This is a genomic window from Methylohalobius crimeensis 10Ki, assembly GCF_000421465.1.
Lineage (GTDB): Bacteria > Pseudomonadota > Gammaproteobacteria > Methylococcales > Methylothermaceae > Methylohalobius > Methylohalobius crimeensis.
Window position 1 is genome coordinate 2,129,516 of sequence record NZ_ATXB01000001.1, and the last position, 12,389, is coordinate 2,141,904.

The following is a 12,389-nucleotide window of genomic DNA, read 5'->3' on the forward strand; positions in this document are numbered from 1 at the left end:
GAACTGAAAGGATAGACAATGCGCAACTTTCTGTCCGGCCTGGTATGTTTTATTTTCCCGACAATCGCCTGGGCCAGGGAGGCGGCCGCCTTTCAACCACTCAACCTGACCGACAACCCGCTCGCCATCGCCTGCCTCGGATTGTTCGCACTCGCCTATCTCCTGGTAATGCTGGAGGAGGTCATCGACCTCCATAAATCCAAGCCGATTTTGCTCGCCGCCGCTCTGATGTGGGTTCTGATTTCCCTCTTGAACCGAAAGCTGGATATCCCCCCCGACCAGGCCCGACGAATACTGCGGGCGGAATTGGTGGAATACACCGAATTGTTTCTCTTCCTACTGGTATCCACCACCTATGTCAATGTATTGGACGAACGCAATCTTTTCAAAAAATTATGCGCCTGGCTCAGTCAACGCAATCTCAACTATCGTCAGTTGTTCTGGACCATGGGCATCCTCACTTTCTTCCTGTCGACGGTGGTCAACAACCTGACCACCGTACTGATTGTCAGCACGGTGGTGATCATCATCGGACGCGACGACCCCCGCTTCATCACCCTCACCTGTCTGAGTTCGGTCATCGCTTCCAATGCCGGCGGTTCCTTCAGCCCCTTCGGCGACATCACCACCCTGATGGTCTGGCAGGACCATAAAGTGGATTTCGTTCAGTTTTTTCCGCTGTTTTTACCGGCGCTGGTCAATTTCATAATTCCCACCTTATGCCTGCATTTCGCCATTCCGAGAGGATGCCCCCTCCCTCCGGAGCACTTCACGATCCAACTCAAACAGGGCGCCATCACTATTTTATTGTTATTTTTTCTGACCATCGTCATCGCCGTCCTCTACGAGCGCATCTTCGATCTTCCCGCCTATCTCGGCATGATGATGGGTTTGGTCTTTTTAATGTTCTACGCCTACCGCTTGAGGCGCTCGAAACCCGAGAAAAGCTTCGATATTTTCCACCAAGTACGGGATGTGGAATGGGATACTTTGTTATTTTTCTTCGGTGTCGTGTTTGCGGTGGGCGGACTACGCTATTTAGGTTTCTTGACGCTTGCCTCGCATACGATCTATGCGGGGATGGGACCGACCCATGCCAACATATTGGCCGGTTTACTGTCGGCGGTGGTGGACAACGTACCGGTGATGCTGGCGATATTGCACATGGAACCCTCCATGAATCTGTATCAATGGCAACTGATCACCCTGACTGCCGGCGTCGGCGGTTCACTGCTGGCGGTGGGCTCGGCGGCGGGCGTGGCGATGCTGGGCCAGGCACGCGGTTATTACACCTCCCTGGCCCATTTGCGCTGGGCGCCGGTGATCGCGGTGGGGTATGCCGCCAGCATCGCGGTGCACTATTGGCTCAACGCCTCCTGACGCCCGCTCCCCAGCCAGGCGACCAAAAAAGCCAACAAACTGGCGGCCGCGGCGGCACCATACACCCACTGGGCCCCGACCGCCTGCCAGTAGGCGCCGGCCAAATAACTTCCCACCATGCTACCCAAACCGAAGCTGAGACTGCTATACAGCGCCTGCCCCTTGCCTTGGTGGCGAGTACCGAAATAGTGTCGCAACAGCTGCATCGCTACGGCGTGGTTGACGGCAAAAGTGGCCGCATGCAGCAGTTGGGCCGCCAGCAATACTTCCAACCGCGCCACGCCGAAGCCGATGGTCAGCCAACGCACCGTCCCCAGCAGCATCGCTGCCAACCACAACCCCCGCAAAGAGATCCACCGAACCAGAAACGGAAAGGTGATAAACAGGACGATCTCGGCCACGACCCCGAGGCTCCACAGAACACCGATCACCAGACCGGAATAGCCGTGCGCCTCCAAGTAAATCGAATAAAACACGTAGTAAGGTCCGTGGGCGGCCTGAACCAGAAATACCGCCAGCAGGAAAGCGATCACGGGGCGCTGCCACAACAATTGCCGCCAGGGAGTGCGATCATCGGAAGCGAGCACTTTTTTGGCCGGGTCGGGCACAAACTGAACGCTCAGCCAGATCAACCCCAGCAGAACGGCCAATACCCGAGGCAGATAATCCACTCCCAACCGGTCCATCCCCATGCCTAAACTTAATACCGCAACGATAAAACCGACCGACCCCCACAGCCGAATCCAGGGATATCGATGGGCCGCTCCCCCCAGGTGAGCCAAGGTCACCGCTTCGAACTGGGACAAGGCCGCACTCCAACACACCCCGAAGGCCAAGGTCACCACCAGAATTTCGCCATAGGCGGATACCCGCAAGAGCGGTAGAAACAGGACGGCCGCCAAAAGACACGCAATCCGGACCCAGGCCACAGGGCGTCCCGTATAATCGGCGATCCAGCCGAGAACATTGGGCGCCGCCACCTTGGTGGCCGATAAGAGCGCCATCACCATACCGATTTGGTGGGCGCTCAACCCCCTGGATTGAAGGTACAACCCCCAATACGGCAAGAGCGCTCCCAGGCTGGCGAAATAGAAGAAATAAAATGCCCCCAAGCGCCGGTAGGGAACGGACTGGACGGATTTGGAAAAAGCGGGGGTGTCACTCACCTCAAGCGGGGGCGGACGGAATCGGCTCGAGCGGCGGCGTCACATCCCCATTCTGAGCCCGGTGGCGCAAATACTGATCCATCAGGACGATCGCCATCATCGCTTCGGCGATGGGCGTCGCCCGAATCCCCACGCAAGGATCGTGGCGGCCTTTGGTCACCACTTCCACCGGTTGGCCGTGAATATCCACGCTGCGCCCCGGCAGGCGCAAGCTGGAGGTGGGTTTGAGGGCGATGTGGGCGACCACGTCCTGACCCGAGGAGATGCCGCCCAAAATGCCGCCGGCGTGGTTGCTCAAAAATCCCTCCGGGGACATTTCATCGCGAAATTCGGTCCCCTTGGCGGTCACGCATTGGAAACCGTCGCCGATCTCCACGCCCTTGACCGCGTTGATGCTCATCAAGGCGTGGGCCAGTTCCGCGTCCAGACGGTCAAAGATGGGCTCGCCGAGACCCGGCGGCACGCCGGTGGCCACCACCGTGATCTTGGCGCCGGCCGAATCGCCGGATTTGCGCAAGGCGTCCATGAACCGCTCCAGCTCCGGCACCTTGGCCGGGTCGGGACAGAAAAACGGGTTTTCCTCCACCCCATCCCAAGAAACCATGTCCAGCTCGATGGGCCCCAACTGGGAGAGGTAACCCCGGACTTCCACCCCCAATCGCTCGCGAAGGTATTTTTTCGCGATCGCGCCCGCCGCCACCCGCATGGCGGTTTCGCGGGCGCTGGAGCGCCCTCCGCCGCGATAATCCCTAAGGCCGTATTTTTGGACATAGACATAGTCGGCATGGCCCGGCCGGAAGCGGGTGGCGATCTCGGAATAATCCTTGGAACGCTGATCCACGTTTTCGATCGCCAGACCGATGGGGGTGCCGGTGGTTTTGCCCTCGAACACCCCGGACAGAATTTTGACCTGATCCGGCTCGCGGCGCTGAGTGGTATGCCGCGACTTGCCCGGTCGGCGGCGGTCCAGATCCCGCTGAAGATCGGCTTCGCACAAAGGCAGGCCGGGCGGACAGCCGTCCACCACCGCCCCTAGTGCCGGGCCATGGCTTTCGCCGAAAGTCGTGAGGGTAAACAGTTTGCCGAAGGTATTGCCAGACATAAAAAAACCTATTTCATTTCATAGCGCTTCAAATCGAAAAACCGGACCTGCCGATATTCACGGGCCTTGTTGGGGCGGACACAGGGGGGTCGCCCCTACCGTGAAAAATGATGGCGGCGCAGGTCTTCCGCGGTGAGCAGGAAAACGCCCTCGCCGCCCCGTTCGAACTCCATCCACAGAAACGGCACCTGAGGGTAACGGCGGCGCAGCGCCTCGGCGCTATTACCCACTTCCACCACCAAAATACCGTCGTCGGTGAGATGATCGGCGGCTTTTTCCAAGATTCGGATCACACAATCGAGCCCCTCGGGACCGCTTTCCAGCCCCAGCTTCGGCTCGGCCTTAAATTCGGGCGCCGCGGCCTCCCATTCCGGACGACTCACGTAAGGCGGATTGCTGACGATCAAAGCATACCGGCCGGATATCTGTTCGAACAAATCCGACTGAATCGGCCGCACCCGCCCTTCCATGCCGTGACGACGAATATTGATCTTCGCCACGTCCAGGGCGTCCGGAGAAATATCCACCGCATCCACCTGCGCGTCGGGGAAGGCGTGGGCACAGCAAATCGCGATGCAGCCCGATCCGGTGCACAGATCCAAAACGCGTTCGACTGCCACCCCGTCCAGCCAAGGGGAAAACCGGCCTTCGAGCAGCTCCCCGATGGGCGACCGGGGCACCAACACACGTTCATCCACATAAAACTTCAAACCGCAAAGAAACGCCTCGCGGGTCAAATAAGCGGCGGGGTTCCGGGTCTCGATGCGGCGCTCGATAACGGCCGCCACGGCGCGCTTTTCTTCCGCCACCAACCGCGCTTCCAGGTAGAAGTCGGGCAGATCGTAAGGCAGATGCAAAGTATGGAGGATCAGGGAAGCGGCCTCGTCAAGCGCGTTGTCGGTACCGTGGCCGAAAATCAGCCCCGCCTGGTTGAAGCGGCTGGCACCCCAACGGATAAAATCGCGGACTGTTTGGAGTTGATCTAAGGTGGCCTGAGTCATGTGGGAATCGAAGGCTTCGGATAAAACTGGCATTATATCCCATCTGCGGCCGGGGCTGGTTCTCCGCCATAGAGGAAATCATCTATGCTTGGATTAACGCCACCATGCATAAACAATGCGCGTTTAAAACTCATCCACCCAAGGGATATCGATGAAATATCTGCCGTTGCTGCTGATCCTTGCCGGTTTGCCCGCTCAGGCGGAGGAAACCACCGAGGCCGATCTGTTCGAGGACGAAAGTGAAGCCCCCCTTTTCCAGCCGGCCGAAGAAGAAACCTTGCAGCTGGACGGCGAAGAAGGCGACTCTCTGTTTGCGGAAGAAGTCGTTGAAAGCGAGTCCGAATCCGCCCCCCCCTTGCCGGTGGAAATCAGCGGCCAAAGCGCCCTGGAATACCGTTTTTTCCATGACCACGGGGAAAACCCCGGCATGGACTATCACAACAATTTCTCATTTTACCTGGAACCCAAATTCGCCTATCTCTGGGACGGCAATCGGCAATCGCTGACCTTCAAGCCTTTTTGGCGCTACGATCAGCACGACAGCCGTCGGACACATTTCGACATCCGCGAGATGGTATGGCGCTTCACCCGCGGGCCTTGGACCTTCCGCGCCGGGATCGACCGGGTGTTTTGGGGAGTGACCGAATCCCGCCATACCGTGGACATCATCAATCAAACCGATTTGATCGAGAACTCCGATACCGAAGAAAAGCTGGGCCAACCCATGCTGCGTTTGGATTACAGCAGCCTGCGCTGGGGCACCGCCAGCCTGTTTTATCTCCCTTTCTCCCGCAAACGCACCTTTCCGGGCAAGGAAGGACGTCTGCGCCCGCCGCTGCCGATCACCGACTCGGCGGATCACCCCGACAGCGCCCGTCCCACGCACCCGGATTTCGCCATCCGTTGGGCCAAAACCCTCGGCTATTGGGATGTGGGGCTTACCTATTTTCGCGGCGTCACCCGTGAACCCCGGTTTGAAATCGGCCTCACCCCCGATTTTCAGCCCGTGAATCTCCGCCCGGTTTACGAAGTCATCGATCAAGTGGGCCTGGATATTCAGGGGGTGACCGGCAACTGGCTGTGGAAGCTGGAGGGCTTTCATCGAGCCGGCCAAGGCAAGAGTTTCCAACAACTCACCGCGGGATTCGAGTACACCTTCAGCGGCGTCTTCAAGACCGGCGCCGACCTCGGATTCCTGGCGGAATTCTTATACGACAACCGGGAAAATCAACTGCCCCTGGTCAATTTCATCCCCTTCGAAAAGGATATTTTCGTCGGCAGCCGCCTGGCCTTGAACGATGTCTCGGGCACCGAATTGCTGGCCGGCGCCATCATCGATTTCGACACCGGCACCACCTCGTACAACATCGAGGCGAGCCGCCGCTTCGGCAATCACTGGAAGCTGTACCTGGAAATGCGCGGTTTCGTCAATACCGACCCGAAGGACGCCGGCTACTTCTTCCGCCGGGAGAATTACATTCACACGGAACTGCAATACTACTTTTGAAACCGGTCGGTGGCGCTAACGCAAGGACAACGCAAAACTCCCCGACCGATTCCATGGGGCTTTCCCAAACGCATCGGATACAAATTGTCGCCGTAAAGCAGGCGAACGACCGATCCGTCCCGAATCGTCTGCTCGGCAAGCAGCAGGGACAAACGGCCTTGTTCCTCCAACAGCAACCCCCGCTGGCAATCACACGGATGCCCAACCCGATATAGGGGCTGGATTCCCACCGGGAATACTCCCCCCGGCACTGCTTCCAGAGTGGCCCAGAGCACCGGCTCCCCCTCCTCTGCAAGATTTTCGGTATCGCTCCACCGCAACTGCGCCAACACCGCCAAGCCGATCAAATCGCCGCCGTGGGGTGCAAAAACGCCGATCAAATCCCCCACTTGCAGGCTTTCCGGAAGTGCCTGGAGAATCCGCACCCGACCGGATTCATCGGCTACCGGAATCGCCTCGACCGTCCTTCCTTGAAGACGCGCGAATATTGCTTCCAACCCAACGACCCAATCGGCGTCCATCACCGCAAAGCCGCCTCCCTGTGGAAGCGACTGAAACCAGCGCCTGACCAGATAGTCCAGCAATTCGCTGGACAACGTATCGGCCGGTTCACGCCAATATTCGAAGCGCCCGACCGATGCCGCCAAATGCTTGTGGTCGGCAATCAGCACCGCCAATTCACTCATATCCAGCCGTGGACTCGTTCTCCCTTCTCCCTCCGATAGCCATCGGGCGGGAGAATCCGATGCCGCAGGGAGATGCCAGCCTTTGCCGGAATCCTCGACGATTTTGACCAGAGGCGCCCATTTCTCCAGCAGCGAATCCAGCAAGATCACTTCCTGAGGAAGCAATCGACCAGAATCGGCCAGCCCCAACAACAAGCATCGGCTATATTCCCATTCGGGAACCGTGACGGCGCGGTGACGCAACCCCGGCCATTTGACCTTATTCCGATCCACCTCCCTTTTTTGCCCCTGTTGGAATAATAGGTGGAGATCCTTCCACAATCCTTCCGGCCAGGGATGATGATAAAATCCGCAAAGCCGAACGATCTGTCCTAAACAGGCCATGGCCCCCACCAGCGCATCGGTCTCAATTTGCTTACCGGCGAAACACCAGCGGGCATAAGTTCGACCCAATGCCCGCCAGGCGGAAACATAAAGCCGGTATCGCCTCATGCCGGCAGGAGACAAGGGAAAGCCGGACGGCGGCTGGGTATGAAAGACTTGTTGATGTCTGTCCAAAGCAGCGTAGATTCGTGCCGCCAATTTGCGAACTCGGGGAGCGAGCTGATGAGGAGCCAAAGCCTCGGCGGCAGCTTGCAAACCAACCGCCCCCTCGCCTTCCTCCCGCGATTCCTCGCCGATGCTTTCCAGGCCCTTCAGTTGTTGGTCGAGCTCATCCGTTTCAAAATCGGGGAGACCGGGATCGGTCAGATTGAGATAATTCAGGTGCGACATGTTCTAGGCCAATGATTACGCAACAATAGAAAAATAATCCAGAAACTTATCTGCGTTAAGAGAATAGTCTTGCCTGCACGAAACCACAATTTGAATCGGGAAACTTGGCGCCTGGCGCTGCCCATGATTCTGTCCAATCTTTCCACCCCCTTATTGGGCATGGTGGACACGGCGGTCGTGGGTCACCTGGACCGGTCTTACTACCTTGGCGCCGTCGCCCTGGGAGGGACGATTTTCAGCTTTCTTTATTGGGGCTTCGGTTTCCTGCGCATGGGAACCACCGGCCTCACGGCTCAGGCGATGGGCAACGAGAGCCCCTGCGAAATCGGGGCGATTCTGGGCCGGGCGCTGATACTTGCCGGAATTCTGAGTGCTATCCTGATCGGCTTGAAAAATCCGGCGGCGATGTTCGCCTTTCATTTGCTGGAGGCGAGCCCGGAAGCGGAGGCATATGCTCAGCAGTATTTTTCCATCCGCATTTTCAGCGCACCGGCCACCTTGGCGAACTACGCCTGCATCGGTTGGTTTATTGGGCTTCAGAACACCCGCATCCCTCTTCTAATCACCCTGACGGTCAATCTGGTCAACATAGTTCTGGATTGCTTCTTCGTTTGGGGGATGCACTGGAACGTAGCCGGCGTGGCGGCCGCCTCCGTAGCGGCGGAATACAGCGGTCTTTTGCTGGCTGGAATTTTCATCGTCCGGCGCTGGCGCACCATCCCCCGTCCAAATTGGAAAGGAATCTTCCATTGGCAAGCGCTTGGACGCATGTTCAACGTCAACGCCAACCTTTTCGTGCGCACCCTGTTGCTTATTTTCGGCTTTGCCTTTTTCACCGCTCAGAGTGCCAAATTGGGCGATGTGGTTCTGGCGGCCAACACCATTTTGCTCAACTTGCAAAGCTTCATGGCCTATACCCTGGACGGTTTCGCCCACGCCGCCGAAGCCTTGACGGGCCGAGCTTTGGGACGCCGCAGCCTCCCTTTGTTACGATCCGCCATCGCCACGTCCTGCAGCTGGTCTTTCCTGTTTTCCCTCGCCTTCAGTCTCACCTATGCCTTGACCGGAGAATGGATCATTCGACTATTGACCTCGCTGGAACCGGTCAGGCACACAGCCGTCTACTACCTGTGGTGGGCGATCCTGCTGCCCGTCATATCCGTCTGGAGCTTTTTATTCGACGGCATCTTCATCGGCCTGACTCGAGCCAAGGAAATGCGAAACGCCATGCTGTTCAGTTTGCTTGGCGTGTATCTTCCCCTCTGGTGGTGGCTGCAAAACTTGGGCAATCAAGGGCTGTGGATCGCGTTTACCGGCTTTTTGAGCGCGCGTGCTTTGAGCATGGGCTATTATCACCTCAAAATCATGGCCGAACTTAAGCGGCAACTCGCCTTGTCCCAATCATGATTTCTTACCAAGCCCTCTTGTCGCCTGCCCCCGATTCAAATCACACAAACAAATCGTCCTATACGGTACTTGGTTTTTATCGGATAAATAGATATAATTCCACTTCTCCAATGGTGGGTGTAGCTCAGTCGGTAGAGCCCTGGATTGTGATTCCAGTTGTCGCCGGTTCAAGTCCGGTCACCCACCCCAATCTGGGTCGTTAGCTCAGTTGGTAGAGCAGCGGACTCTTAATCCGTCGGTCCGGGGTTCGAATCCCTGACGACCCACCAATTAAATCAAAGGATTGCATGGAGTTCCCCAGTCAACCATTCTTGCCTTGAGACGATATGTAAGCGCTGTGTAAGCAGATTGGCGGAAAAAGTAAAAACCGCATACGCCACGGGGGGGAGAGTTCTTTCAGGGGGCCGGGGCAACTTGAATCAAAGGGGGTATGCCTATGCTTCGAATCCTCATGGCTCTAGCTCTTTGCCTTCCCATGTCCGCCGTCTACGCGGTTCCCGTCCTTAATCTTTCCACCGGCATCAGTCCTGGAGGGAGTCCGATTGCTTACGGGAGTCTCGATAATCAGTGGGATGTCGTAGCAGAGCCAAGTGGTGTGGCATTAACGAGCGCTTCAGTTGTCCCCCCATCGCGTAGCCGATTCACTGATTTGGGTCCCGAAGCAAGATGGGTTAGCGCTTCGATGCAGACAAACATTGATGCCCCTTGGGGTTTTTACACCTATGAAACCCGGTTCAATCTCGACCTTGCTTCGCTGGATGGTATTTCTATCCAGGGGCGATATGCGGCCGATAACCGGCTGATAGAGATGCGCCTTAATGGGAATATTGCCTTTGTCGGCCCCAATATTTCCGGAGCTTCGTGCTCGTCTACAGGTTGTGAAGAATTCACTTCGCCAACCCCATTTTCAATTGCCGATCTCTCGTGGTTCGCCGATGGTCTGAATGTTCTTCAAGTCACCATCGAAAACCAAGGCCCGACCACCGGCAATCCCACTTCCTTTGTTCTTAGCGGATCGGTAAGCGCCACTCGGATTTCTGAGCCCGCTACACTCCCCCTCTTCCTTATCGGTTGGGCGGGTTCCACAATCCTGATACGGCGGGAGAGACATAACCACGCTTAAAACTGAACCGCCCCGGTTTTGCCGGAGACTCCATTTCTTGAGAGGATGGAGTCATGAACAAGCGAATAAGATATGCGCCGGAAGTCCGGGAACGGGCGGTTCGGCTGGTATTGGATCACCAAGCGGAGCATGGTTCTCAGTGGGCAGCGATCCAATCGGTGGCGTCAAAGATTGGTTGCACACCGGAGACGCTGCGCAAATGGGTACGGCAAACGGAAACGGATCAAGGGATTCGTGGTGGGATGGCCACGTCGGAGCGAGAACGCCTCAAGCAGCTGGAACGTGAGAACAGGGAGTTGAAGCGGGCCAACGAGATATTACGCAAGGCATCCGCTTATTTTGCCCAGGCGGAGCTCGACCGCCGACAGAAATAAGGGTGGATTTTATCGACGAGCACCGGGCGACGCACGGGGTCGAGCCAATCTGCAAAGCGCTTCAGATTGCCCCGTCCACGTATTATGAGCAGAAAGCCCGAGAACGAGATCCCGAGCGGCTACCGGCTCGCGCCAAGCGGGATCGGGCACTGGAAGTTGAGATTCTCCGGGTCTGGCACGAGCACTTCGGTGTTTACGGTGTTCGCAAGGTCTGGCGGCAACTCTTGCGCGAAGAGACCATGGTGGCCCGCTGCACGGTAGCCCGACTCATGAAAAAGCTGGGCCTTCAAGGCGTTAGACGCGGCGCGCGCACCTGGACGACGGGAACCGATGATCAGCTGGAGCGGCCGGCAGACAAAGTCAACCGGCAGTTTGTCGCCCACCGTCCCAACGAGCTGTGGGTGGCCGATATTACGTATGTTGCGACCTGGTCCGGTTTTGTCTATGTTGCGTTCGTCATCGATGTGTTTGCTCGCCGTATTGTGGGCTGGCGTGTAAACCGGTCACTCCATACCGATTTGGTCCTGGATGCGTTGGAGCAAGCCATCTGGGCGCGAGGTAAAGCCGAGGGGCTGGTCCATCACAGCGACCGCGGGGTTCAGTATTTGTCGATCCGTTACACCGAGCGGCTGGCGAAAGCGGGCATTGATGCTTCGGTGGGCAGCGTAGGCGATTCCTATGACAACGCCCTGGCCGAAACCATCAATGGGCTGTTCAAGACAGAGGTGATTCGCCACAAGGGCCCGTGGCGCGGTATCGACGATGTCGAATATACCACCCTGGAATGGGTCGATTGGTTCAACCACCGTCGGTTGTTGGAGCCGATCGGCAACATGCCGCCGGCGGAATATGAATTGGCGTATTATCGCCAACTGGAGGAGTCAGTTGAAGCAGCCTGACTCAAACTAACGGGTCTCCGGTGAACCCGGAGCGATTCAACTTATGTTGGTCTTCTCTCCTATTCAGTTTGATAGGCCCTGCACCTTGAGGGGTCGTGTTCAAACAGAAAATGGGGAGTTGCGCGGCACAGCGTTGGAAGTAAATCAGGCTTCACCACCAGCCGACTTGATTTCCGGCCATAGTGGAAAATCCCACCAGTGATGCCGGATTCAAACACTCTCTACCATATAAAAGGCCGGGGATCGCCCGGCCTGTGTGGGTTTCACCAAAGGGTGGTGAACCGCCCCGACAGTTTTTGGGAATCATGGATGGGCCGCGCATGGGCCGGACCTATTCGCCAAAAAGCGAAATACCCATACGCGGTCCCAAGTGAAGTGTAGTATCAGTTTTAGTAGCGCCAAGCTTGCGGCGGCTCCCAGACATTTATTTTGTCTATCAAGTCACGATTATCTTTTCTTAGCTGTCGTGTCCCGAATGATCAATCAGAATGACGAAAGCGGTCTACCGGGAAACCCCAAACACCTAGACTTCGCCGGCGCGCAATTTTTTCCAGCACGTGGTATTCGAAAGGCGCATCGGGTAGGGCCACAGCCCAACCCTCCCTAATGAGATAGGCAGACAGATCCTCGCCCTCATCGAAAGTGCTGCGTCCTACCCAGCAGATAGCGCTAATGCTACCGTCGGCATACACCTCCTTTTCTTCACAGTGGACGAAGCCCTGAATTTTGAGCTCCAAGGCCATGGCCGCTCTCGATCCACAAGGCGTAGGACGTAGAAACCTCAGGCAAGTCCGGTCGGTAGGAGGAATATAAATACCGAACAGCCGGATCGTTCGCCCTTTCACTTTCAGAGTCGCGTCTTCCTGGACGATGGCGTAACTTACGATATCCGCCCCTTTTGTCTCCCCGAAGGCCCCCCAAAGGACCCCCAACAATATTCCTGTCATTACCTTCTTCCCACCTCCCATCA

At 57.1% G+C, this 12,389-nt stretch carries 10 protein-coding genes, 2 tRNA genes and 1 other annotated feature; of the genes, 7 read left to right on the forward strand and 5 right to left on the reverse strand.

What is annotated here, in order from left to right:
• Positions 1-18 precede the first annotated feature (18 nt).
• Entirely contained in the window at positions 19-1,380 is a 1,362-nt protein-coding gene (nhaD, locus tag H035_RS0110660; protein WP_022948964.1) for a sodium:proton antiporter NhaD, read from the forward strand.
• Here the strand turns inward: nhaD and H035_RS0110665 are convergent.
• From H035_RS0110665 to prmB, 3 genes are all read right to left on the reverse strand, one after another.
• Positions 1,359-2,546, reverse strand: coding sequence for an MFS transporter (locus tag H035_RS0110665; RefSeq protein WP_022948965.1), 1,188 nt, complete (start codon positions 2,544-2,546; stop codon positions 1,359-1,361). The genes nhaD and H035_RS0110665 overlap by 22 nt on opposite strands.
• A 1-nt stretch (position 2,547) precedes the next feature.
• Positions 2,548-3,648, reverse strand: a complete 1,101-nt coding sequence (gene aroC / locus H035_RS0110670; protein ID WP_022948966.1) for a chorismate synthase — start codon at positions 3,646-3,648, stop codon at positions 2,548-2,550.
• A 95-nt stretch (positions 3,649-3,743) separates the two neighbouring features.
• Positions 3,744-4,682, reverse strand: coding sequence for a 50S ribosomal protein L3 N(5)-glutamine methyltransferase (gene prmB, locus H035_RS0110675; RefSeq protein WP_022948967.1), 939 nt, complete (start codon positions 4,680-4,682; stop codon positions 3,744-3,746).
• 118 nt (positions 4,683-4,800) lie between these two features.
• On the opposite strand from prmB, the gene H035_RS0110680 reads away from it, so the two are divergent.
• Positions 4,801-6,156, forward strand: coding sequence for a hypothetical protein (locus tag H035_RS0110680; protein ID WP_022948968.1), 1,356 nt, complete (start codon positions 4,801-4,803; stop codon positions 6,154-6,156).
• Here the strand turns inward: H035_RS0110680 and H035_RS0110685 are convergent.
• Entirely contained in the window at positions 6,147-7,616 is a 1,470-nt protein-coding gene (locus H035_RS0110685) for a hypothetical protein (RefSeq protein ID WP_022948969.1), read from the reverse strand. The two genes, H035_RS0110680 and H035_RS0110685, sit on opposite strands and share 10 nt — an antisense overlap.
• Positions 7,617-7,685: 69 nt before the next feature.
• Here H035_RS0110685 and H035_RS0110690 point away from each other — a divergent pair, with 69 nt between their 5' ends.
• The 5 genes from H035_RS0110690 (at position 7,686) to H035_RS0110715 (ending at position 11,419) form a co-directional block, all read left to right on the forward strand.
• Entirely contained in the window at positions 7,686-9,023 is a 1,338-nt protein-coding gene (locus H035_RS0110690) for an MATE family efflux transporter (RefSeq protein WP_200861544.1), read from the forward strand.
• A 113-nt stretch (positions 9,024-9,136) separates the two neighbouring features.
• Positions 9,137-9,212 (forward strand) — tRNA-His (locus H035_RS0110695).
• Positions 9,213-9,216: 4 nt separating this feature from the next.
• Positions 9,217-9,292: transfer RNA gene (locus tag H035_RS0110700), tRNA-Lys, on the forward strand.
• Positions 9,293-9,705: 413 nt separating this feature from the next.
• Complete coding sequence (locus tag H035_RS0110705) at positions 9,706-10,146, forward strand: hypothetical protein (RefSeq protein ID WP_022948971.1); 441 nt, start codon at positions 9,706-9,708, stop codon at positions 10,144-10,146.
• 53 nt (positions 10,147-10,199) lie between these two features.
• A protein-coding gene (locus tag H035_RS0110715) for an IS3 family transposase (protein ID WP_152486016.1) occupies positions 10,200-11,419 on the forward strand; the annotation gives its coding sequence in 2 pieces (ribosomal slippage) (positions 10,200-10,485 and positions 10,485-11,419; 1,221 coding nt in all).
• Positions 10,478-10,594, forward strand: a sequence feature (AL1L pseudoknot). It overlaps the preceding gene by 117 nt.
• A 479-nt stretch (positions 11,420-11,898) precedes the next feature.
• On the opposite strand, the gene H035_RS0110720 is transcribed toward H035_RS0110715, so the two are convergent.
• Positions 11,899-12,366 carry a thermonuclease family protein gene (locus H035_RS0110720; protein ID WP_026596504.1) on the reverse strand — a complete coding sequence of 156 codons (468 nt, stop codon included), beginning with the start codon at positions 12,364-12,366 and terminating at the stop codon, positions 11,899-11,901.
• Positions 12,367-12,389: the final 23 nt, after the last annotated feature.